The 23,272-nt window shown below is 25.2% G+C and carries 24 protein-coding genes and 1 other annotated feature; of the genes, 20 read left to right on the top strand and 4 right to left on the bottom strand.

Annotation, left to right across the window (positions count from 1 at the left end):
* Positions 1-40: 40 nt before the first annotated feature.
* Entirely contained in the window at positions 41-637 is a 597-nt protein-coding gene (locus tag Q1J78_RS08025) for a ribonuclease H1 domain-containing protein (protein WP_300276121.1), read from the top strand.
* A gap of 91 nt (positions 638-728) precedes the next feature.
* On the opposite strand, the gene Q1J78_RS08020 is transcribed toward Q1J78_RS08025, so the two are convergent.
* Positions 729-1,277: a tryptophan transporter gene (locus Q1J78_RS08020; RefSeq protein ID WP_300276119.1), complete on the bottom strand. Its 549-nt coding sequence runs from the start codon at positions 1,275-1,277 to the stop codon at positions 729-731.
* 121 nt (positions 1,278-1,398) lie between these two features.
* Positions 1,399-1,652 (bottom strand) — a binding site (T-box leader).
* A 227-nt stretch (positions 1,653-1,879) separates the two neighbouring features.
* On the opposite strand from Q1J78_RS08020, the gene Q1J78_RS08015 reads away from it, so the two are divergent.
* The 17 genes from Q1J78_RS08015 (at position 1,880) to Q1J78_RS07930 (ending at position 18,809) form a co-directional block, all read left to right on the top strand.
* A complete protein-coding gene (locus Q1J78_RS08015; RefSeq protein ID WP_300276117.1) occupies positions 1,880-2,212 on the top strand; it encodes a hypothetical protein in 333 nt (110 codons plus the stop codon).
* A gap of 121 nt (positions 2,213-2,333) precedes the next feature.
* A complete protein-coding gene (locus Q1J78_RS08010) occupies positions 2,334-3,761 on the top strand; it encodes an outer membrane protein assembly factor BamD (RefSeq protein WP_300276116.1) in 1,428 nt (475 codons plus the stop codon).
* A gap of 81 nt (positions 3,762-3,842) precedes the next feature.
* Positions 3,843-5,285 carry a VanW family protein gene (locus Q1J78_RS08005; protein ID WP_300276114.1) on the top strand — a complete coding sequence of 481 codons (1,443 nt, stop codon included), beginning with the start codon at positions 3,843-3,845 and terminating at the stop codon, positions 5,283-5,285.
* A gap of 79 nt (positions 5,286-5,364) precedes the next feature.
* Positions 5,365-6,744, top strand: a complete 1,380-nt coding sequence (locus Q1J78_RS08000) for an aldehyde dehydrogenase family protein (protein WP_300276112.1) — start codon at positions 5,365-5,367, stop codon at positions 6,742-6,744.
* A gap of 108 nt (positions 6,745-6,852) precedes the next feature.
* Positions 6,853-7,215, top strand: a complete 363-nt coding sequence (locus Q1J78_RS07995) for a CidA/LrgA family protein (protein WP_300276110.1) — start codon at positions 6,853-6,855, stop codon at positions 7,213-7,215.
* On the top strand, positions 7,158-7,904 hold the full coding sequence (locus Q1J78_RS07990; RefSeq protein ID WP_330683249.1) for an LrgB family protein: 747 nt from the start codon (positions 7,158-7,160) through the stop codon (positions 7,902-7,904). The genes Q1J78_RS07995 and Q1J78_RS07990 overlap by 58 nt, the downstream gene beginning before the upstream one ends.
* Positions 7,905-8,264: 360 nt before the next feature.
* Complete coding sequence (locus Q1J78_RS07985) at positions 8,265-9,131, top strand: YitT family protein (protein ID WP_300276108.1); 867 nt, start codon at positions 8,265-8,267, stop codon at positions 9,129-9,131.
* 152 nt (positions 9,132-9,283) lie between these two features.
* Positions 9,284-10,483 carry an MORN repeat-containing protein gene (locus tag Q1J78_RS07980; protein ID WP_300276106.1) on the top strand — a complete coding sequence of 400 codons (1,200 nt, stop codon included), beginning with the start codon at positions 9,284-9,286 and terminating at the stop codon, positions 10,481-10,483.
* A 138-nt stretch (positions 10,484-10,621) separates the two neighbouring features.
* Positions 10,622-10,984 (top strand): hypothetical protein, encoded by a 363-nt coding sequence (locus Q1J78_RS07975; RefSeq protein WP_300276104.1) that lies wholly within the window; start codon positions 10,622-10,624, stop codon positions 10,982-10,984.
* 24 nt (positions 10,985-11,008) lie between these two features.
* Positions 11,009-11,596: a GTP cyclohydrolase I FolE gene (gene folE, locus Q1J78_RS07970; protein ID WP_300276102.1), complete on the top strand. Its 588-nt coding sequence runs from the start codon at positions 11,009-11,011 to the stop codon at positions 11,594-11,596.
* Positions 11,597-11,610: 14 nt separating this feature from the next.
* Positions 11,611-12,399, top strand: coding sequence for a dihydropteroate synthase (gene folP / locus Q1J78_RS07965; protein WP_300276100.1), 789 nt, complete (start codon positions 11,611-11,613; stop codon positions 12,397-12,399).
* A gap of 51 nt (positions 12,400-12,450) precedes the next feature.
* Positions 12,451-12,816, top strand: a complete 366-nt coding sequence (gene folB, locus Q1J78_RS07960) for a dihydroneopterin aldolase (protein WP_300276099.1) — start codon at positions 12,451-12,453, stop codon at positions 12,814-12,816.
* Positions 12,809-14,083: a 3-deoxy-7-phosphoheptulonate synthase gene (gene aroF, locus Q1J78_RS08670; RefSeq protein ID WP_330683250.1), complete on the top strand. Its 1,275-nt coding sequence runs from the start codon at positions 12,809-12,811 to the stop codon at positions 14,081-14,083. Before folB ends, aroF begins: the two co-directional genes overlap by 8 nt.
* Before the next feature lie 110 nt (positions 14,084-14,193).
* Complete coding sequence (dnaG, locus tag Q1J78_RS07945; protein ID WP_300276097.1) at positions 14,194-16,029, top strand: DNA primase; 1,836 nt, start codon at positions 14,194-14,196, stop codon at positions 16,027-16,029.
* Between the two features lie 13 nt (positions 16,030-16,042).
* On the top strand, positions 16,043-17,209 hold the full coding sequence (gene rpoD, locus Q1J78_RS07940) for an RNA polymerase sigma factor RpoD (protein WP_300276095.1): 1,167 nt from the start codon (positions 16,043-16,045) through the stop codon (positions 17,207-17,209).
* Between the two features lie 72 nt (positions 17,210-17,281).
* The gene (locus Q1J78_RS07935; protein WP_300276093.1) at positions 17,282-17,968 is read left to right on the top strand and encodes a tRNA (adenine(22)-N(1))-methyltransferase; all 687 of its coding nucleotides are present in this window, start codon (positions 17,282-17,284) and stop codon (positions 17,966-17,968) included.
* Positions 17,969-18,005: 37 nt separating this feature from the next.
* The gene (locus Q1J78_RS07930; RefSeq protein ID WP_300276091.1) at positions 18,006-18,809 is read left to right on the top strand and encodes a Nif3-like dinuclear metal center hexameric protein; all 804 of its coding nucleotides are present in this window, start codon (positions 18,006-18,008) and stop codon (positions 18,807-18,809) included.
* A gap of 142 nt (positions 18,810-18,951) precedes the next feature.
* On the opposite strand, the gene Q1J78_RS07925 is transcribed toward Q1J78_RS07930, so the two are convergent.
* The 3 genes from Q1J78_RS07925 to Q1J78_RS07915 form a co-directional block, all read right to left on the bottom strand.
* Positions 18,952-20,079 (bottom strand): DUF5808 domain-containing protein, encoded by a 1,128-nt coding sequence (locus Q1J78_RS07925; RefSeq protein WP_300276089.1) that lies wholly within the window; start codon positions 20,077-20,079, stop codon positions 18,952-18,954.
* A complete protein-coding gene (locus tag Q1J78_RS07920) occupies positions 20,072-20,461 on the bottom strand; it encodes a GntR family transcriptional regulator (protein WP_300276087.1) in 390 nt (129 codons plus the stop codon). Before Q1J78_RS07920 ends, Q1J78_RS07925 begins: the two co-directional genes overlap by 8 nt.
* A 408-nt stretch (positions 20,462-20,869) precedes the next feature.
* Entirely contained in the window at positions 20,870-21,655 is a 786-nt protein-coding gene (locus Q1J78_RS07915) for a DUF3800 domain-containing protein (RefSeq protein WP_300276086.1), read from the bottom strand.
* Between the two features lie 276 nt (positions 21,656-21,931).
* Between Q1J78_RS07915 and Q1J78_RS07910 the strand changes: the two genes are divergently transcribed.
* Both Q1J78_RS07910 and Q1J78_RS07905 read left to right on the top strand, forming a co-directional pair.
* On the top strand, positions 21,932-22,744 hold the full coding sequence (locus Q1J78_RS07910; RefSeq protein WP_300276084.1) for a purine-nucleoside phosphorylase: 813 nt from the start codon (positions 21,932-21,934) through the stop codon (positions 22,742-22,744).
* Between the two features lie 232 nt (positions 22,745-22,976).
* On the top strand, positions 22,977-23,272 hold a 296-nt coding region (locus Q1J78_RS07905), incomplete at its 3' end, for a rubredoxin-like domain-containing protein (protein ID WP_300276082.1).

The following is a 23,272-nucleotide window of genomic DNA, read 5'->3' as shown; positions in this document are numbered from 1 at the left end:
ATAGTAAAAGTAAAATTTGTTATATATTGGAGGTGTTTATTTGGCTAAAAAGAAATTCTATGCAGTTAGAAAAGGATTTAAAACGGGTATTTTTAACACTTGGACTGAATGTAGTAAGCAAATAAGTGGATTTAAAGGTGCCGAATTTAAAAGTTTTCCAACAAAAGAAGAAGCAGAAAATTTTATATTGGGAATAAAAAAAGAAATTGAGATAGATGAAAATACAATAGAAGCTTATGTAGATGGAAGTTATGAACATTCTATAAAAAAATATGGTTCAGGAATAGTTATTTTAAGAAATAAAGAAGTTATTCACAAAGAGAGTTTTGGCGGAAAAGAAAGTGAATATATAAGCATGAGAAATGTTGCAGGAGAGATAAAAGCATCAGAATATGCTATGAATTATTGCATAAAAAATAATATTCCAAGATTAATATTGTATTATGACTATCAAGGTATAGAAAAATGGTGTACAGGAGATTGGAAAGCTAATAAACAAGGTACTATTGAATATAGAGATTTTTATAATTCAGTAAAAAATAAATTAGAAGTTACCTTTGTAAAAGTAGCTGCACATACTGGTGATACCTATAATGAAATGGCAGATAAACTTGCAAAAGAAGGATTAAACAAATAAAAAAAGGCTATCATATTAATTAATATGATAGCTTTTTATTTGTTTTTATCAGATTATAGTATAAGTTAATAAATTTATATAAATGGTAAAATTATTTTATACAACGAATTACTATATTATAAAGAATAATTCCTACAATTAAATTAATTACAACAGAAGGAACTACTATGGTGATAAGAAGTAAATTAAAACCAGCAGGAAGTCCAACAATGTATTTTGCTGATAATAAAAATATAAATCCACTTAAAAAAGTACCAACAGATAATAAAATAAAAGAATTTATTTTATTTAATTTTTTTTCATCTAATTTTTTTAAAAATGGTAATTTATACATTAAATAAATAAATATAAATCCTAGGTTTGCAGAAATTATTTTATCTATTATATTTGGAATTTGTCCTCCAGGAAATTTAGTTGTAAGTGCAGTAAATACTCCTGTAACAATTCCTGCTAATAAGCAACTTTTATAATCATCTTTATTTAATAAAATTACAATAAACATAGTTATTAAAGCAAAATCAGGTTGCATTGGTAGGGCCAAAGCAGGTGTAATCTGATGAAGTATAAGACCTATAGCAAGAAGTATAGAGTTTAAGACCATTTTTCTTGTATTTGATATTGAGTAAGTATTTGTTTTCATTATTATTTCCTCCAATAAGATAAATTTATTTTTTTGCCAATTACTTTCAATACTATCTTCATTTAAAGTTCATACCATAATTACACCTCCAATCTAAAAAAATAAAAAAACTCCGTCCTACAAATAGGACGAAGTTATAATTCGCGTTGCCACCTAAATTCATATTCATACTAAATAATTAGAAGAATATATCTCTCAAGAATACTAACATATTCTGTGTGTTATAACGTACACCAAACGCCAAAGTCTACTCTAAATATTTCGATTTGGTTCTCTAAGGTCCATTCACTAAAGTTCTTTATGCTGATTCTCACCAAATATCAACTCTCTGTAAAAAAGTTTAAATTAGCTACTACTCCTTGTCGTAGAATTTTCTGAAAATTATTAATTTATTTAATATTAATAATAATCTAGATTAGATATAATGTCAATCTTTTTTTAAAAAATTTTTAAAAAATATATATTTTTTTGAAAATAGGAAAAATAAGGAATTTATCGGATAAAATGATTAATATTGTTAAACTTATTGAAAAGATTAAAAAAAATTGATATAATTATGTTAATTAATTGATTTATGAAGCTGATAATAGGAGGTGATTTATTTGAAAAAATTTAAAATAAAAACTTTAAATTGTAAAAGAATATTTAGATATATATTAATTTCATTAATATTATGTAATATGTCTGCAATAATGATAAGATTTATAAATATTTTCTTAGGCATAAATACTCCTAGTCTAGATTATTATTTCTTAATAGCAAACTCTTTTGTAATACCTTTAGCTATATTTATAGTTTTGGCTAATAAAGAAAGAATAATTAAAAAGCCAGTTAAAAGAAATGTGGCAAATAATAAGCAGAAAGCACATAAAAAGAGCACGTCTAGAGTATCAACTTCAAGTTCACAAAAAGAATATAGAAGAAAAGTATCATAGTATTAGAAATTTTATTTTGCTCGAAATGCAATTGTATATATAATTATAAAACACAGTTGTTACTGTGTTTTATTTTTTGTAATAATAGATTAAATGAAATTTACATAGGAGAATATATTAAATGAAAATAGATGGTTGGATTAATGATAAAGATAATAATACAAAAACTGAAAAAAAGAATAATCCCCCAGACAATAAAATAAAATTTAAAATGCCTAAAAAAAATAAATTTGAACTAATAAAAATATTATCTATATTATTATTGATATTCCTAGTTTGGAATCATTTTAGATATCATTCAGAAATTAAACATATGATGAATTATATTGAAAATAGACAATATGCAATAGCTTTAGATTACTATAGTTCTCTTGAAAAAGAATTTTCAGAAAGTAAGATGGAAAGTTTTGACGATAGATTATCTAAAAAGATGAATAAATTTTTAGAAAAAACAGGAAATGATTTTTTTGAAGGTAGAATAACAAAAGAAAAATTTACAGGATTTGTCAATATGATTAATTCTTTAAATAAGTTAGATATAAAGAATGAAAAACTCTTAAAACAATGTGAAAAAGCAGCGATTATGTATAGTAAAGATGAGATAAGTTATGATACAGCAAAATCATTTGTAGATTCTATATCAGCTTTACAAGGAATGGAAATAGGAACTGAAAAATACATACAACAAATAGAGTCTATATATGATTCTAGAAAAATATACGAACAAGGATATGAATATCAAACAAAGTTTCAATATTCAAAAGCTATAGAAAAGTATCAAAAAGTATTAAAAAAAGATGAAAAATATTACAAAAAAGCAGAGGATAATAAAAATGAATGTATTGAAAAGATGTATGAATATTATATTCAAGAAGCTAATAATGCTGCAAAAAAGGGAGATTATCAGTTAGCTATAGAAGATATAGAATATGTGAAAAAATACTATCCTGATGATGAAGAAATAGATAAAATTTTAAAAGATTATCAAAAAAAATTATCTGAGTATACACTTAATTCTGATGACATAAAAAACTCATATTCTAAAAAAGCAGATATAAAACCAGAAGAAATAACAATAAGTCCACTTCCACAGATGCTGAATGGTGAAAAATATTATTATGTTGAAATATTAAAAGGAAGTAAGAGAATAGATGAAATTTTAATAAGAGCAAAAGATAAAAAAATATATTCATATAAAGATGGAGATAGATCTTATAAAAATGATTATAATACAGACTTTTTTAGAGTTACTATTGAGGGAAATGTAGAATTTGCTATTTCAAAAGAAGATGCAGAAAATGAGTTTAAAGATGAATTAGAAAAAAATAAGAGGGTATATAAAAAAATAGAAAGTATAGATAAGGAAAAAGCAGAAAGATATGTAAAAGGAGATAAAAAATTAAATGAATTACTGAATAAAAAAGAAAATACATATTTCTTCTTTATAGGTAACAAAGGCTTCTTAAGAGGGAAGGATCTTTACTGTGTAGATATGTATAATTCTAATGTATATTTTCTTGAGAATAATAGATTTATTAGTCTATATTAATTTATAATTAAAATGTATTATTTTAATAAATATAAGATTAATTGAATTTATTAAAACAATAAAAATAAAAGGAGAGGTTAAATGTCAAAAAAAATTAAAGTAATTATAGTAGCTATTTTAGTTGTTATATTATGTGCATTTGGAATAGTTTTTTCAAAGGTAAAAAGCAATAAAATAGCAGATAATGTCATTGTAAACGGCGTAAATGTTGGTGGAATGACAAAAGAAGAAGCTAAAAAAGAAATAAAAATATTCAAAGCAAATACTTTTATTGTAAAAAATAATGATAGAAGTTGGAAATTAAACTTAGACGATATGAAATTTAGATATAATATTGATAAAACAGTAGAAAATGCATATGAAGTAAATAGAGATAAAGGTATATTTACAAATATGATTGGCATGACTAAATCAATATTAGGACATAAAAACAAAGTTTATATAGTTACAGAGTTTAATAGAAATAGGATATCAAAAGAACTTGAAAAAATTAAAAAAGATGTGGATAGAAAAAAAGAAAATGCAAAAATAAATATGGAAAATAAAAAAGTTTCTATTATAGCAGAAAAAGATGGTATTTTACTTATTGAAGATAAAACTGAAAGAAAAATTGAAAAACGGTTATCTGAAAATAAGTTTGATACAGAAGCAGTGGTAAAAGTAGATGAGCCTAAAATAAAAAAAGAAGATTTAAAAGGAATTAATAGCTTACTTGGAACATCAGTAACTAGTATAAAAGGAGATTATAATAGAACTGAAAATGTAAGGGTCGCTACAGAATCATCAAGTGGTGTATTGTTAAGACCAGGAGAAGAATATTCTTTTAATAAAATAGTTGGTAAAAGAAACAAAAAAAATGGATATAAGAGTGCACCAGTTATAGTATCTGGAGAAATGCAAGAAGATTTAGGTGGTGGTGTATGCCAAGTTTCATCAACTTTATACAATGCTACTTTAAAATCTGGTATGAAAATTGTAAAAGTTCAAAATCATTCAATACCTTCTTCTTATGTTGGAATGGGTAGAGATGCAACTGTTACAGATAGTGGAATAGATTTTATATTTAAAAATGGATATAAACATAATGTATATGTTCAAAATTATGTGAGTGGTGGAACAATAGTTTGTCAAGTATTTGGAAATAAATCTGATGAACAAAATATAGAAATACAGACTAAAGTTATATCTATTGCAAGTGCTACTTCTGAAAAAGTAAACAAGTCTGACTTACCTGCAGGAAAAGAAGTAGTGGAAAAACCAAGCAGAAATGGATATACTGTTGAAACATATAGAATATACAAAGATAAAAATGGTAAACAAATAAAGAAAGAAAAAATAAGTACATCATACTATCCTAAAAAGAATGGTGTCATATTTGTAGGAACTGCTCCAAAAGAAGAAAAACCAGAAAATCCTGAAAATAAACCAGAAAATGGAAATTCAGATAATACAGGTGGAGAAACACCTAGTCCAGATGGTGGAAGTGGTTCTACAGGTGGAGAAACACCTAATCCAGAGGTTTAAAAATTTTATAAATTATAAATTAGGGGTTGTTAATTAATTTAGCAACCCTTTTATTTTAATAAGAATTTTGGAGGAAAAAATGAATAATATAGAAAAAATACTAAAGAAACAAAATGAATTTTTTTATACAGGAAAAACTATTGATATAGAATATAGGAAGGAACAATTAAAAAAATTAAAAGAAGCAGTTGATAGATATGAAGAAAAAATATTGTATGCCTTACAACTAGATTTGGGTAAATCAGAATTTGAAGCATTTACAACAGAAGTAGGTTTAGTAAAAAGTGAAATAGAAAATAGTATAAAAAATTTAAGTAAATGGTCTAAACCGAAAAAAATTAAGTTTTCTATTATGAATCCTTTTTCTAAAAATACTATATACAATCAACCTTATGGTAAATGCCTTATTTTATCACCGTGGAATTATCCGTTTCAGTTGGCAATAATGCCGTTAATAGGGAGTATCGCAGCTGGAAATTGTACGGTTTTAAAACTATCAGAGTTGTCATTAGCAACATCTAAAATTATAAAAGAGATAATAGAAGAAATATTTTCAGAAGAATATGTTGCTGTATTTTGGGGAGATGGAAAAGAAGCTGAAAAATTAGTGGAATCAGATTTTGATTTTATTTTTTATACAGGTAATCCAAATATAGGTTCAATTATAGCAAAATCAGCAGGAGAGAGATTGATTCCTTGTGTACTTGAATTGGGAGGAAAAAGTCCATGTATAGTTGATGAAACGTCTGATATAGATAATGCAGCAAAAAAGATAATTTGGGGGAAATTATTAAATTCTGGACAAACATGTGTAGCACCAGATTATATAATAGTAAAAGAAGAAATATATAATAAACTAATTGAAAAATTAATTCATTACATAGAATTATTTTATGGAAAAAATCCGATGGAATCAAAAGATTATCCTAAAATAATAAACAAAAGACACTTCAATAGAATAAAAAAACTTGTAGAAAAAGAAGAAATTATTTATGGAGGAAGTTTTGATGAAAATATATTAAAAATAAATCCGATGATTTTAAAAGTTAATAATATAGATAGTGAAATAATGAAAGAAGAAATATTTGGACCAATAATTCCAATTGTAACTTATGAAGAAAAAACAGAAATATACAGTATAATAAATAAAAATAAAAATCCTTTAGCTCTATATTTATTTACAAAAGATTTAAATTTTGAAAAAGAAATAATTGAAAAAATATCTTTTGGTGGAGGATGTATAAACGATACAATAATACATTGTTCATCAAAAAATCTTCCTTTTGGAGGAATTGGTAAAAGTGGTATAGGAAGTTACCATGAAAAGTATAGTTTTGATACATTTAGTCATAAAAAAGCAGTTGTAAAATCAAAAAAAATTGCAGATATAAGTATTAAATATCCACCATTTAATGATAAGAAATTTAGTTTACTAAAAAAAGTTTTTAAATGGATTTAATTATATATTTGTATCAATGAAAATTATGTATATCAATGAAAATTAATATATAATTGACTATTGTATACAATATATGATATTTTGGTTAAGGGGAAAGGAGGAATTTGAATGAAAATTTTTAATCAATTAGCGATAATACTTGGAATATGGGCAGTTGGGGAATATATAAGTGCTGCTATTTCAAAATTTATATTAATACCAGGTAGTATAGTGGGAATGATTTTATTATTTTTAATGTTACAATTTAAGATAATAAAAATAGAGAAAATAGAAAATGTATCAAATTTCTTTTTAGATAATATGGCATTATTTTTTGTACCAGCAGGTGTATCTCTTATAAAATCAATGGATATTATAAAAGAAAATATGATACTTTTAATTATAGCTATATTTGTTACAACAGTTGTAGTAATGTGGAGTACAGGTATAGTAGTAGAAGTAATGATGAAAAGAAAGGAAAAAAGAGATTAATGTATGATATAACAAAGACACCAATTTTTGGTCTTTTACTTACTATAATTTTTTATAATTTAGGAAGATTAATACAGAAAAAAACTGGGAATCCAATATTTAATCCACTTCTTATAGCTATTATAGGAATAATAAGTTTTTTAAGTATTACAAAATTACCATATGAAAGTTATAAAATAGGTGGAGATAGCATAAATTATTTTTTATCTCCAGTTACAATTGTTTTAGCAGTACCATTGTATAAGCAATTTGAATTATTTAAGGAAAATATGATTGAAATAATAATAGGCATTACAGCGGGAGTTTTAGTTTCATTTATTTCAATAAAATTAATAGGTTTTTTATCAAAAGTAGATGCAAGTCTTTTAAATTCATTGATTCCAAAATCAATAACAACACCGATGGGAATATCCCTTACAAATTCTTTAGGAGGAATAGAAGCTATAACAGTTGTTGCTATAATTTGTACAGGGATATTAGGAGCAATAATATCTCCGCTAATATTTAAAATAGGTAAAATAAAGCATCCAATAGCTAGGGGAATTGCTTTAGGAACATCAGCACATGCACTTGGTACGACAAAGGCAATAGAAATGGGAGAAGTGGAAGGTGCGATGAGTGGACTTTCTATAGGTATATCAGGTATGATTACAGTTATAATTGTTCCGATACTTATAAAATTTTTATAAAAATATATAAAAATACAAATAAAGAAATATATATTTTAAAGTATTATAAACAAAATTGAAAAATAAATAAATTTAAGTTATAAAATTATTTATGAAAAATAATTGTAAAATAATTTCAAAATATGGGTTTATATTATAAAAAAAAGAAAAAAACTGCAAGAATTAAAAAAATGTATTCAATTGGATTTTTATAAAACAGTATACTGTATTTAAAAATAAAGTAAAATCCACTTTTAATTAAAAATATACAGTTTTTATAACTAGACAATAAAAAGATTTTGATTATAATATATATGTGAAGTTAATACTGCTTAGTAAATAACATAAATTTATTAATGCATAATTTGAAGGGAGAAAACAATGAGTGAAGTAAAAGATACTCTAAAAGATCATCCTAGTTTAAGATTTTTAACGATGATAGTTGGGATGCTTATAACATCAATAGGAGTAAATGGATTTTTAAGACCAGCTCAGCTTCTTAGTGGTGGAGCGACAGGTATATCAACTGCTATAAATTATCTTACAGGAATGAATATAGGGGTATTAACATTTGTAGTAAATGTACCAGTATTTATATTAGGGTTTATATATCTTGAAAAAGAATTTTGTATATTAAGTCTTATTAATATGGCGATATTCTCATTTTTATTAGGTGTGACATCTGATGTATCTCAATTTATACCAATACACGATATTATTTTACAGGCGATATATGGAGGATTATTATCAGGTGCTGGAGTAGGTCTTGTATTTAGAGCTAAAGCATCTACTGGAGGAACAGATATAATAGCGGCTATATTAAAAGTTAAAAAAAATATTGAAATGAAAGATACTGCAATGGCTATAAATGCTGTAATAGTATTTATAGGAAGTTTTTTATTTGGATTAGATTTAGCTTTATATACACTTATAGATATATTCTTAAATGCAACAGCAATGAATTTCGTTAAAGATGCTATGAATTCACAAAAAGCTGTTATGGTTGTATCTGATAAAGCAGAAGAGATTTCAGAATTAATAATGCAAAAATTAGTTAGAGGTGTTACTTTCCTTGAAGCTGAAGGAGCATATACTCATCAAAAGAAAAAAATAATATATACAGTAGTTTCTACAAGTGAAATTCCTCAAATAAAAGAAATATCACTTAATTGTGATGAAAAAGCCTTTATTTCAGTAAATGATATAACTGAAGTAAAAGGTAGAGGATTCAAAGCAAAAGATCTTTAAATAAAAATAAATTGTATATATTGATAAATATAAAAATAAATCCCCAAGATTAAATATTGGGGATTTATTTTTTGCTTTTATGTAAAAGAAAATAGTATTATAATATTATATAAGATGATTAAAATGCGAATAAATACTTTGGGAGGAAAATTATGAATCTACCAAGAAGATATAAAGAAATATACAATAGATATACAAGAGAAATACTTTCTGTTGAAAAGAAAGTTAGAAATTTTGAAAGTAAAAGAGAAAAAATAATAAAAAAAGAAGAATATGCAACTGAATTTGAAGTTAATGAAATAGAAATGTGTAGAAAAACATCACAAGAAGAGGAAGAAATAGAAAAAGAATATTTCAAGAAATCTGAATTTTATATAGATGATAAAGATGAATCTGTAAAAATAGAAGATGAAAATAATATAGATATAGACATAAATGAAGATTATGGAATGAATTCAGATGATGTTAAAAAAGCTATGAGCATACTAAAAGATGATTCAGAAGATGATTTTTGGGAAGAAATAGGTGTTATAGATACTGATTTAGAAAAGGATATTGAATATGATGAAGAGCTTTTAGACGATGGATTAATAAAAATGGATGAATATAGCACAGATGAAGAAAGCGATTGTGAAAATGAGGAAGATTTTTATTATGAAGATGAATATAGTGATGAAAATATGGATATAAAAGTAGATTCATATACACCAAATCCCGATGGAAAAAATGTAAAACCAGTTGAGAGAATATATGAGTTTTCAAATGGAGATATTTATATTGGAAAAATGATAAATAATAAAATGCATGGAATGGGAAATTATATTTTTTATTCAGAGCGAGAAATTAAAAATGAATACATAGGAGAATTTAAAAATAATAATAGAGAAGGAAAAGGATTTTATAAATTCTCAAATGGAGATGAGTATACAGGTTCTTTCAAAAGAGAGATGGCAAATGGAATAGGAAGAATGGTATATAATAGTGGAGCTGAGTATTTAGGAGAATGGAAAGATAGTAGAAAAGAAGGATATGGATTCTACCAATGGAAAGAAGGAGATATTTATATTGGAGAATTCAAACAAGGTAAATTTAACGGAAGAGGATGTTGTTTTGATAAACATGGAAATTTAGTTTATGAAGGACAATGGACAAATAACATCATAAATGGAAAAGGAAGATTCATTTGGGAAGATGGAAAAAGTTATGAAGGAGACTTTAAAAACGGAAAAAAACATGGAGAAGGAACTTTCTACACAGAGACAGGAGAAATATTGTATAGTGGAACATGGGAAAATGATGAGCCTGTAATATTTGGAATGTCCTTTGAAGAAGTATTTACTGGTAGAGAATAATTTTTTATAGGAAGATTTATAGTTATTAAGTCTTCCTTTTTAAATTTAAAATAAAAAAACTAAAATAAAAGAGGAAAAAAAGAAAATTTATAGAAGTATATATAATACGTCGCCTAAAAATAAAATTTGGAGGCTAAAATGGGCAAAAAAGAAAAATTAGCATTCGATACAGTTATAAATAATTTGAAAAATGATAAGAATATAATAAGTATTTTTTTAGTAGGTTCATCTAAGAATAAGAATTTAATAGAAGAAAATTTAAACATAAATGATATAGATTTATTTATTATAAAGGAAAAACAAATTTCTGATCAAATAAGAGAGTTTATAAATTATTTTGATGTAGAATTTGATATAAATTACTTTTCAAAAGAAAGTGCCTATAAATACATAGAGAAAAAAGAGAAATTTTTTATTAAAGCATTGTCAAATCCCAAAATAGTCTTTGATAAAGAAAATATATCTCTTGATATCATAAAAAAATGTAATGATTTAAAATAAAAGTATAAAAAGGAAGTGTTTTTAATGGCAGATTTAAAAAACAATGGGAAAGTAGATAAAGAAAAAATTAAAAAAGCAGTTAGAGATATATTAGAAGCTATTGGAGAGAACCCAGATAGAGAAGGACTTGTTGAAACTCCAGATAGAGTTGCTAGAATGTATGAAGAAATATTTTGTGGATTATTCAAAGATCCAAGAGAACATCTTAAAGTTACATTTCCAGAAGAATCACATGAAGAAATGGTAATTGTAAAAGATATACAATTTTATTCTTGCTGTGAACATCATTTAGTACCATTTTTTGGAAAAGCACATATAGTATATATACCAAAAGAAGGTAGATTAACAGGACTTTCTAAATTAGCTAGAGTAGTTGAAACTATATCAAAAAGACCACAATTACAAGAAAGAATTGCAAAAGATACAGCGGATATAATAATGGAAGAGTTAAGACCATATGGTGTAATGGTTGTTATAGAGGCGGAACATATGTGTATGACAATGAGAGGTGTTAAAAAACCAGGTTCAAAAACAGTAACATCTGCTGTTAGAGGTATATTTGAAAAAGATGTAGCAGCTAGAACAGAGGCTATGAATTTAATACTTATGTAGTGGAGGACTAAATTATGTTTAAATATGGAGAAAAAACGTATATAATGGGTATATTAAATGTAACACCAGATAGTTTTTCTGATGGAGGAAATTTTAATTCAATAGATAAAGCACTAAAACACGCAGAAGAAATGGTTGAAGAAGGTGCAGATATAATAGATATTGGAGGAGAATCTACTAGACCAGGACATACATATGTAGATAGCGATGAAGAAATAAAAAGAGTAATCCCTATTATAAAAGTATTAAAAGATAATATAAAAGTTCCTATATCAATAGATACATATAAATCTAATGTAGCTGAAGAAGCATTAAAATTAGGTGTAGAAATGGTAAATGATGTCTGGGGACTTAGAAAAGATAAAAATATGGCAAAAACAATAGCTAGATACAATGCTGAAGTTTGTATAATGCACAATCAAAATGGTACAAACTATGAAAAAGATATAATGGAAGAAATAAAAGACTTTTTAAATGAAAGTATAGAAATAGCAATAGATGCAGGTATAAAAAAAGAAAAAATAGTAATCGATCCAGGAATAGGTTTTGGAAAAACATTTGAACAAAACCTAGAAGTCTTAAGAAGATTAGGAGAGCTTAAAGAGCTAAACTATCCAATTTTACTTGGAACATCTAGAAAATCTGTTATAGGAAATATTTTAAATATAGAACCAAAAGAAAGAGTAGAAGGAACAATAGCTACAACTGTTCTTGGAATAAGAGATGGTGTTGATATTGTAAGAGTTCATGATGTAAAAGAAAACTTAAGAGCTGCAAAAATAGCAGATGTTCTTTATAGATAAAATATAATAATTAGAAGGGATTAAATATTTATATTTAAATTATATATGGTTATGGATAAAATTATTTTAAGTGATATGGCATTTTATGGATATCATGGTGTATTAAATGAAGAAAACGTGCTGGGACAAAAATTTTTTATAGATATAGAGATAGAAACTGATACAAAAGAAGCTGGAATAAGTGACGATTTTACAAAAGCTATAAACTATGCAGAAGTTTATGAGATAACTAGAAAAATAACAGAAGAAGAAAGATTTAATTTAATAGAAGCATTAGCAGAGAAAATAGCATCAGAAATATTGAAAAAATTTAAAAAAATATATTCTATTAAAATTAGAATTAGAAAGAAAGAAGCTCCTGTTAAAGGAATTTTTGATTATATGGGAGTAGAAATAAGGAGATACAATAATGAATAAAGTTTATCTTAGTCTTGGGACTAATATGGGAAATAGACTTGGCTATCTAAATAGAGCATATGATATGTTAGAAGATAGTGTGTATATTTTTTCTATAAAAAAGTCTAAAATATATGAAACAAAAGCATGGGGATATACAGAACAACCGGACTTTTTAAATATGTGTGTAGAAATAGATACAAGCTTAGACCCACAAGAAATGCTTAAGTTTTGTCAAAATATAGAAAAAAAACTAAATAGAAAAAGAGTAATAAAATGGGGACCTAGAACAATAGATGTAGATATTTTATTATATAATAACGAGGTTATAGATACCGAAAATTTAAAAATACCTCATCCACTTATGAAAGAAAGAGCATTTGTAATAAGACCGCTTTTAGATTTAAATACAGAATTAAATATAAAAGGAGAATGTATATCTGATATATTCAATAAACTTTCAAATGAAGAAAAAAGAAATGTTTTAGAATTTGAAATCAATGAGAATAATCCTTTTTCAAAGCAGAAAGATATTATTATAAATAGAGAAAAAGGCACTATTTTTGGGAAAGATAAAATAGTTATAGCAGGACCATGTGCAATAGAGAGTTATGATCAATTTCTAAAAACAGCAGAATTTGTAAAAAGTCAGGGAGCAGATATATTAAGAGGTGGAGCGTACAAGCCTAGAACATCATCATTTTCATTTAAAGGATTAAAAGAAGAAGGTCTTGAAATTTTAAAAGAAGTAAGAAAAAAAACAAAAATGCCTGTTATAACAGAGCTTATGGATATTAGAGATTTAGAAAAAGTATATGATTCTACAGATATAATACAGATAGGTTCTAGAAATATGCAGAACTTTCCACTATTATCAGAGGCTGGGAAACAGGATAAACCAGTTATGTTAAAAAGAGGACTTGCAGCAACTATAAATGAATGGATTTGTTCGGCTGAATACATAGCAGTTGAAGGAAACGAAAAAATCATAATGTGTGAAAGAGGTATAAGAACATACGATGATTATACAAGAAATACACTTGATTTAGCAGCAGTACCTATAATAAAAAAAGAAACAGGACTACCAGTTATAGTTGATCCGAGTCATGGAACAGGTATAAGAGAACTTGTAAAACCAATGTCATATGCAGCATTGGCCTGTGGTGCTGATGGACTTATGGTAGAAGTTCATCCAAATCCAGAAGAAGCATTATCAGATGGAGAACAATCTCTAGAATTTGATGATTTTAAAGAAATGATGGAAAAAATTAAAAAAAATTATAAATAAAAAGAGGGAATTTAAATAAAAAATAGAATTATTTATATATTAAAACATTGACAAAGATTTTAAATTGTGTAAAATAGAAATGTTAAGACAAAAAATAAGGATGTGTTTAGATGAACGATATGAAAGAGATTATAGATGAAATAAAAGCTAGATGTGATATTGCTAGTATAATAGGCGAATATATAAAAATACAACCATCTGGTCAAAACTATAAAGCTTTATGTCCTTTTCATGTCGAAAAAACACCTTCATTTCATATAAGTACATCAAAACAAGTTTATAAATGTTTTGGTTGTGGTGAAGGTGGAGATGTTATAAATTTTATCATGAAGATGGAAAATCTAGATTTTATGGATGCAGTGAGAATGCTAGCAACTAGATGCGGAATAGATATAAATTTAAACATAGATGAAGACACAAAAAAAAGATTAGAATTAAGTAAAAGATATCAAGATATACACACTGAAGCAGCTAGGTTTTATTTATCAAATCTAATGAGTACAAAAAATAAAGGCTACGAATACCTTAGGAATAGAGGACTTGATGATAAAACTATAAAAAGATTTGGCTTGGGATATTCTCTAGATTCATGGAATAGTCTAATGGAATATTTAATAAATAACAGAGGTTATACAGAAAAAGACCTTATAGAGTGTGGCCTAATTGGGAAAAGTACTAAAACAGGTAAGTATTATGATAAATTTAGAAATAGAGTGATGTTCCCTATATTTGATTATAGAGGCAATGTCATAGGATTTGGTGGTAGAGTTTTAGATGATTCTCTTCCAAAATACTTAAATTCTCCAGATACACAAATATTTAATAAAAGATATAACTTATATGGACTAAATTTTGCAAGAAAAAACTTAACTACAAGGACAGTTATTTTAGTTGAAGGTTATATGGATTTAATATCTTTATACCAATATGGAATTCAAATAGCAGTTGCTACATTAGGAACAGCACTTACAAGTCAGCAAGCTAATTTAATAAAAAGATATGCAGACAATGTAATAATATCATATGATTCTGATGAAGCAGGTGTGAAAGCAACTATTAGAGCAATTGATATTTTGGTTGAAGCAGGGTTATCAGTAAAAGTGTTAGATTTGAAAGATGCAAAAGATCCAGATGAATATGTTAGAAAATATAAAACAGAAGGATATAAAGATGCAATAAAAGAAGCTGTACCTCGGATAAAATTTAAAATAGATAAATTAAAATTATCATTTGATTTGAATAAAGATGAAAACAAAATAAAATTTGCGAAAAGTGCAGTTGATATTATTAAACAAATAAAAAGTCCAGTAGAAATAGACTATTACATAAAATATTTAAGCAAAATAGTTCAATTAGATGAAGATGCTGTAAAAAGGGAAATATACGGTAAATCATATTATACAAAAAAATCATTAAAAAAAGACAATAAATTTAATAATTTTAATACTAAAGAAGAAAAATTAAATATAGAAAAAGTAGAAGTAGCTAAAAATGGAGAGGAAACTACGGAAATAACATTAATAAAAATGATGATGAAATTTCCATTTTTAAGAGAAAAGATACTACTAAAAATAGATGAAAGTGATTTATTACTTAAAGATAGTATAAATATAATCAAAGTTTTAGAAAAATTAGATCCAGAAGAAGTATTGGATTTTCAAAAATTGGATAATATAGATGAGAGTTATTTAAATACATTAAAAGAGATTTCTTTAGAACTTATAGATATAAATAATTTTCATGAAATAGAAGAAACAATAAGAACAGTTAAACGAAATGCATTAAAAAATAAAATAGAAAATCTAAGAAAACATCAATCAGAATTAGAACAAAATAGAAAAAAAATGGATGATTCTAATAAAGAAGCGATAAAAGAGCTAGATATTGAAATAATGAATATAGCTTTGAAAACAGTAGATTTAAATAAAAGATTGAGAAGTTTATAAAGGGGGTTTAAGTGTGGATAAAGTAAAAAATGCAGACAACAAAAAAGAATTAAAAGAGAAAGCAAACGCACTGATATTAAAGGGAAAGAAGAACGGATCTCTTACATTTGAAGAAATAGGTGATGCTTTTGAAACAGTGGAAATGAATAAAGAACAGATGGATAACCTTTATGAAACACTTCAAAGTGTAGGCATAGAATTAGTAGATGAAAAATCTAAAAAGAATAATGCAACTTTTATTGAAAGAAATAATAATGATATGGAATTTGATCATATAGATGATTCTAATCCTGATGATGATGAAAAAGATGGTGATTCAGAAACAATAGACTTATCTTTACCTAAAGGTATAAGTATAGATGACCCTGTAAGAATGTACCTTAAAGAAATAGGTAAAATACCACTACTTAAACCTCATGAAGAAGTAGAGTATGCTAAAAGAATGCACGAAGGTGATGAATTAGCAAAACAAAGACTTGTTGAAGCAAACTTAAGATTAGTTGTAAGTATAGCTAAAAGATATGTTGGTAGAGGAATGTTATTCCTTGATTTAATACAAGAAGGAAATTTAGGTCTTATAAAAGCTGTTGAAAAATTCGACTATGAAAAAGGATTTAAATTCAGTACATATGCAACATGGTGGATAAGACAGGCTATAACACGTGCCATAGCAGACCAAGCTAGAACAATAAGAATACCAGTACATATGGTTGAAACAATAAATAAATTAATGAGAGTTTCAAGACAGTTATTACAAGAATTGGGTAGAGATGCTAAACCTGAAGAAATAGCTAAAGAAATGGATTTATCTGAAGAAAAAGTTAGAGAAATAATGAAAATAGCACAAGATCCAGTATCTTTAGAAACACCAATAGGAGAAGAAGAAGATTCTCATTTAGGTGATTTCATACCAGATGATGATGCTCCAGCTCCAGATATTTCAGCAGCATACTCACTATTAAAAGAACAAATAGAAGAAGTTTTAGGTTCTTTAAATGAAAGAGAACAAAAAGTTCTTAAATTAAGATTTGGTCTTGACGATGGTAGAGCTAGAACTCTTGAAGAAGTAGGTAAAGAATTTGATGTAACAAGAGAAAGAATAAGACAGATAGAAGCAAAAGCACTTAGAAAATTAAGACATCCTAGTAGATCTAAAAAACTTAGAGACTATCTTGACTAATAAAATATATAAAAATACGTCTTACTTAAAGACGTATTTTTTCTATATAATAAATATTGAAAGGAAAATAATATGAAATTAACGGATAGATTATATAAAATAGCATCATTTGTAACTGATGGAAAAAGAATAGCAGATATAGGAACTGACCATGGATATATACCTGTTTATTTACTAAAAAATAATAAAATACCATTTGCAATTTTAGCAGATATAAATAAAGGGCCTTTAGAAAATGCTAGAAAAGAAGTAAGACATAATTCTTTAGAAAATAAAACAGATTTAAGATGTGGCTCAGGAATAGAAGTATTAGAAAAAGGCGAAGTAGATGAAATTATAATAGCTGGTATGGGAGGTATATTAATAGCTGATATATTAGAAGCTAAAAAAGAAGTAGCACAAAATGCAGAAAAATTGATACTTCAACCTATGCAAGCACAAGAAGAATTAAGAAAATATCTACTAAATAATGGATATGAAATAATGGAAGAAACTCTTGAAAATGAAGACTTTAGAATATATGAAATAATGACAGCTAAGTACACTGGAAAAAATAATATTCCTGAAGACGAAATATATTATGAAGTTGGAGAAAAGTTACTAAACAATAAAAATGAACTATTTACTGAATTTATAAATAAAAAAATAAGATCAAATAAGGCTATACTAGATAAATTAGACGGTATAGAAAGTGAAACTATATCAGAGAAAAGAAGAGAAATAGAAATCAAAATAAAAAAATTAGAAAATCTTTTATAAACTATAATTTAATTTTAAATTTAAAAAGGTGATTATTATGAAATTAAATGATATAATAACAAAAATAGAAAATAAATATCCACTGAATTTAGCATACGAGTGGGATAATGTAGGATTAATAGTCGGTGATTTAAGCTCAGATATAAAAAAAATAATGACTGTATTAGAAGCTAATGAATCAGTGGTTGATGAAGCAATAGATAAAAATGTTAATCTTATAGTAACACATCATCCATTTATTTTTGGGAAAATAAAAAAAATCACAACAGATGATTACAAAGGAAAATTAATACACAAACTTATAAAAAATAATATATCTATATATTCTATGCACACAAATTTTGACATAGCATTTGATGGATTGAATGATTATTTTATGAAAATTATGGAAATTAAAAATACAAAAGTTTTGGATAAGATAGATTCTTATCAAGATTACTGTGATGGAGAAACATATGGACTTGGACGTATAGGAGAATTAGAAGAAAGTATAAAATTAAAAGATTTATGTAACAAAATAAAAAAAATATTAAAAGCAGATTCTTTAAGAGTTGTTGGAGATTTAGAAAAAGAAATATCTAAAGTAGCTGTTGTAACTGGATCTGGTTCAGAGTTTGCAAAACTTGCATTAAATGAGGGTGCAGATGTCATTCTAACTGGAGATGTAAAATATCATGATGCACAAGATGTATTAGATATGGGAATGAATTTAGTAGATTGTGGCCACTTTGACAGTGAAGATATTTTTAAAGATGTTATGAGTGATTTCTTAAAAAATGAATTTAAAGATATAGAAGTTATGAAAAGTGAAATAAATTTAAATCCATTTAACATTGTATAGAATAATACATATAATTTTATTTATCAAAAATAATAGAAAGCTATGGTGAACTAATGATAGTACCGCCATAGCTTTTGTTTATTACACATATTATTTTATTAAGTTATAAAATTTGATAATAGTTACTAATTATTTTAACTATTTAAAGATATTTTATTGAAAAGAAAACTACCCAAAATACGAATAATAGTATTAGTATACAAAAAGATTTGCCTTTTATATTTCCTAAATTAACAGTCCAACCAATACCGAATCTTTTTGAAGTAAAAGCAGATGGATCATTTTTATTATAATATATACTTCCTAAAATCCAATGCTCATCATCATCTTCAACTGAATAAGAAGAATCAGAAGAAGAATCATTTTTGATTTTGATTGAAAAATAAATAATAGGAATTATTGAAAATAACATTAAAACAGTAGTAGTAATATTAATCACAATGTTTAAACTTTTGAATAATAGAGCTAAAGAAATAGAGTTCAAAAGTATTGACATTGATACTAGCATGATAAAAGATGAAAAAGCCAAATATTCCAAATATTTCAACTTAGAAATTGAAAAATTCTCAGAATTTTTATCATTCATTTTTATTCTAGATTTTAAAGAACTTATAATTGAAAAATAAAGTATAATCATCATAATCAAAGGATAAGATAATTGAAATAAAAATGATGATACATTTTTTTCAATAAATTTATCAGCAACACCTAGATAATTATAATGAACAGGCATCATATTTGGTATCTTATTATAATTTAAAATAATATATAATGTTATTAAAAATGTAATTAAAATAGGTATAATACATAAAATACGATATTTTTTTATTAGTTTTTCTTTTTCTTTTAAAAAATTGATATCGAATATCTGCACTTTTTTAGAATCTAATTCTTTATCAATAGTCGATAAAAATTCTTTTTTAAAAGAAAGTACAGCCTTATACGTTTTGAAATAAACAATGAAAGAAGCTATACTTAAAAATAATATAGGGAAATAAAAAGATAATATGTAAATATATTTATTTTCACAATAACTAGCAGCTATATAAAAAGCTATTTGTAAAAATAAAGATGTAAAACTCAATAATAAGATTGATTTTTTATAATATTTATCACTTTTTTTCAATTCATCATAATCTCTATATTTTTTAGGAATATTTACACCATAAAAAATATTTTTATTTGAAAAATTTTGCATATAGTAAAAAGATACAGACATTATTATCATTGAAAATAATAATATTATTATAACTAGTAAAAAGTTAGTCATTTTTTATAACCTCACATTCATTATAAATTTTTTTTGAAAAATCAATAAATTCTTCTTTACTTATACCAGATAAAAAAGCATTACAAATAAATATTTCTAGCTCACTATATAAGTTCTTTTCTGAATCTGAATTTTTTTTGAGAGGTAAATCTGAAACAATAGCACCTTTTCTTCTATCTATATTTAAATAACCTTTATCTTTAAGAGAATTGTAAGCTTTATTAGCTGTATGTAGATTAACCCCTATGTTTTCAGCCATATTTCTTACAGAAGGAAGAGAATCTCCAATTTTCAAATCACCTTTTGCAATGGATTTTATAATATTTTCTTCTATCTGAATATATATAGACTTATCACTATTAAAATCTAATTCAAATTGCATTATTATAGCCTCCTTATATTATATCTGTTATAGATAATATATAACAGATATAATATAATGTCAATAATTTTAATAATATTACTGCGAAAATTAAAGTAAAAATTGAAAAATTAAAGAAATTATGTTAATATATAAGTGAAGATAGATTGGAATATTACACGAGATGACGGGTGTATTCTAAGAAATCAGTATAGAGAATTATAAGGAGTGGAACACGAGGTGACGGGTTTCACTTTTTTTATTATAAAAATAATAAAGGGCTAACTTTAAGAAGAATAGCCCTTTTTCATATTTAAGATTTAATTTATTTAAATTCTGAATGAAAGTTTATATGCACTAAATATAAGAGTTTTGTATATTAATATGAATAGAAATATGATTGATAGATTAATAATTATATATTTTAAATTAGTAGACCTTTTTTACTATGCTATAATCTGAAATTAAACTAAATAAATCTATTGCTATATTTTTGTGCTTATAATTATCTTTTTTTATTTTATACATTAAACTCATATTTGTTGTATATGCACAAATATCTGCCAATTGAATATTTACGCTTTCAAAACTTTTTTTCTGCATCACTTCACAGCTAATTCGCTCATTATCTATTTCACGAATATATGGAATAATATAATTAGATATTGTATAATTTCCTTCATCAGCAATTAAACAAGCTTGTTCATCTATTTCTGTCAAATAATCTAATAATGTATCAATAAAAATTTTTGTCATATTTTTATTTAATAAATCTTCAGAGTTATTATTTTTACCGTATTTTGATGAAAAATCTTCTTTATTACAATATATAGTAAAAATGGGTAAATTGTATTTCTCTACAACTCTCAAAACTTTTTTTATTGTATTTATTCTATCTTCTTTATCCAATATTATATATGGAATATCTCCTCTTATAATTTCAGAACAATGAAGTTCAAATGATTTATCAACAATTAAATTTGTAAGTAGATTAGACATTTTGTGAGCTCTTTTTTCTGTATAAGTATTTTTATTAAAAGATGATTCTAAAGTATTTTCTATTTTATATTTAAATATTTCAGATATTTTATTTATATCATCATTTATTTCTTTGAAATATTTATTATTTATACAAACAGCAGTAAGAAGGTATATAGGTTGGTCTAAATCTTTAATACTTCTACTACCTGAGTCATCGATATAGATATTTATCACTACAGTTCCTCCATTTCATGTAGATAATTATATATTTTATATAGTAAATAACTTAATATATATTATAGTCTAAACTGTGGATTTTATAAATAGTTAAAGATATGTATTTTTATGAAGAGTAGATTAAAATTAAGCTATGAAAGTAACATATTATGAAATAAATTTTTAATATGAAAATTATAATAAGTATTTAAAGAATTTATTAAGTTGTAAATATACATTCATGATGTTATTATATGTTAAATAGTAAATATAATATTATAAGGAGTGATACTAATGTATAAAAAAATATTAGAATCTGTAGAGTATATACAAACCTTAACAAACATAAAACCAGAAATAGCACTTATATTAGGATCTGGATTGGGGTCTATGGCTGAAAAAATAGAAAATCCAATAAGGATAAAATATAAAGATATACCTAATTTTCCTGTATCTACAGTAGAAGGTCATATTGGAGAATTAATAATAGGTGATTTAGAAGGTAAAAAAGTTATTGCTATGCAAGGAAGATTTCATTATTATGAAGGATATTCGCAAGAAACAACAACTATTCCAGTAAGAGTTATAAAAATGTTAGGAGCAAAAACATTAATAGTGACAAATGCAGCAGGAGGAGTAAATAAAAACTTTAAACCGGGAGATTTGATGATTATTGAAGACCATATAAATCTTAGTGGTTCAAATCCTCTTATAGGGAAAAATGATGACAAAATAGGACCTAGATTTCCAGATATGTCAAATGCATATAGTGAAAAACATAGAAATTTAATAAAAAAAATTGGGGAAAAAGAAAATTTAAATTTAAAAGAAGGTGTATATGCCTATTTATCAGGTCCAAGCTATGAAACTCCAGCAGAGATAAAGATGATAGGAATATTGGGAGCAGACGCAGTTGGAATGTCAACAGTACCAGAAGTTATCACAGCTATACATTGTGGAATGGATGTAATAGGGATATCATGTATAACAAATATGGCAGCTGGAATATCTAAAACTAAACTAAATCATAAAGAAGTAATTGAAACAACAGAAAAAGTAAAAATAAATTTTGCTAAGTTAATAAAAAATATTATAAAAGAACTATAAAATCAAAACTATATATAAATAAACTAAAATAGAAAACTCCATAATTTAAAATATAAAATAGACTAAAAATATTTAAATAAGAAAAAATATAAAAAATTAAAAAATTTTTTTAAAAATATGTTTAGGCTATTTTTTCAGGGGTATAATATATAACATAAAAGAGATAACAAAACTCTTTAAAAAGAAAACAAATAAAATTATTATAAAGTAAAGATTGTGGAGGATTAAGATTATGAAAAAATGGGTTTGTACAGTATGTGGATATATACATGAAGGAGAAACTGCACCAGAAGAATGTCCAGTATGTAAAGTTGGAGCAGATAAATTCGAAGAAATGGGCGGAGATAGAGTTTGGGCTGACGAACATAGAATAGGTGTTGCTAAAGGTGTAGATGAAGAAATAGTAGAAGGATTAAGAGCAAACTTCACTGGAGAATGTACAGAAGTAGGAATGTACTTAGCAATGTCAAGACAGGCAGATAGAGAAGGATATCCAGAAGTAGCAGAAGCTTACAAAAGAATAGCATT

The sequence above is a fragment of the Peptacetobacter sp. genome, from assembly GCF_029264495.1.
In the GTDB taxonomy this organism is placed as follows: Bacteria; Bacillota; Clostridia; order Peptostreptococcales; family Peptostreptococcaceae; genus Peptacetobacter.
This window is presented reverse-complemented; position numbering and strand designations above follow the sequence as displayed.

What these genes read in the sequence shown, in the direction of transcription:
- Q1J78_RS08020 (WP_300276119.1), bottom strand. Translation starts at nt 1,277, where the DNA reads ATGAAAACAAATACTTACTCAATATCAAATACAAGAAAAATGGTCTTA.
- Q1J78_RS08010 (WP_300276116.1), top strand. Translation starts at nt 2,334, where the DNA reads ATGAAAATAGATGGTTGGATTAATGATAAAGATAATAATACAAAAACT.
- Q1J78_RS08005 (WP_300276114.1), top strand. Translation starts at nt 3,843, where the DNA reads ATGTCAAAAAAAATTAAAGTAATTATAGTAGCTATTTTAGTTGTTATA.
- Q1J78_RS08000 (WP_300276112.1), top strand. Translation starts at nt 5,365, where the DNA reads ATGAATAATATAGAAAAAATACTAAAGAAACAAAATGAATTTTTTTAT.
- Q1J78_RS07995 (WP_300276110.1), top strand. Translation starts at nt 6,853, where the DNA reads ATGAAAATTTTTAATCAATTAGCGATAATACTTGGAATATGGGCAGTT.
- Q1J78_RS07985 (WP_300276108.1), top strand. Translation starts at nt 8,265, where the DNA reads ATGAGTGAAGTAAAAGATACTCTAAAAGATCATCCTAGTTTAAGATTT.
- Q1J78_RS07980 (WP_300276106.1), top strand. Translation starts at nt 9,284, where the DNA reads ATGAATCTACCAAGAAGATATAAAGAAATATACAATAGATATACAAGA.
- Q1J78_RS07975 (WP_300276104.1), top strand. Translation starts at nt 10,622, where the DNA reads ATGGGCAAAAAAGAAAAATTAGCATTCGATACAGTTATAAATAATTTG.
- folE (WP_300276102.1), top strand. Translation starts at nt 11,009, where the DNA reads ATGGCAGATTTAAAAAACAATGGGAAAGTAGATAAAGAAAAAATTAAA.
- folP (WP_300276100.1), top strand. Translation starts at nt 11,611, where the DNA reads ATGTTTAAATATGGAGAAAAAACGTATATAATGGGTATATTAAATGTA.
- folB (WP_300276099.1), top strand. Translation starts at nt 12,451, where the DNA reads ATGGATAAAATTATTTTAAGTGATATGGCATTTTATGGATATCATGGT.
- aroF (WP_330683250.1), top strand. Translation starts at nt 12,809, where the DNA reads ATGAATAAAGTTTATCTTAGTCTTGGGACTAATATGGGAAATAGACTT.
- dnaG (WP_300276097.1), top strand. Translation starts at nt 14,194, where the DNA reads ATGAACGATATGAAAGAGATTATAGATGAAATAAAAGCTAGATGTGAT.
- Q1J78_RS07935 (WP_300276093.1), top strand. Translation starts at nt 17,282, where the DNA reads ATGAAATTAACGGATAGATTATATAAAATAGCATCATTTGTAACTGAT.
- Q1J78_RS07930 (WP_300276091.1), top strand. Translation starts at nt 18,006, where the DNA reads ATGAAATTAAATGATATAATAACAAAAATAGAAAATAAATATCCACTG.
- Q1J78_RS07925 (WP_300276089.1), bottom strand. Translation starts at nt 20,079, where the DNA reads ATGACTAACTTTTTACTAGTTATAATAATATTATTATTTTCAATGATA.
- Q1J78_RS07920 (WP_300276087.1), bottom strand. Translation starts at nt 20,461, where the DNA reads ATGCAATTTGAATTAGATTTTAATAGTGATAAGTCTATATATATTCAG.
- Q1J78_RS07910 (WP_300276084.1), top strand. Translation starts at nt 21,932, where the DNA reads ATGTATAAAAAAATATTAGAATCTGTAGAGTATATACAAACCTTAACA.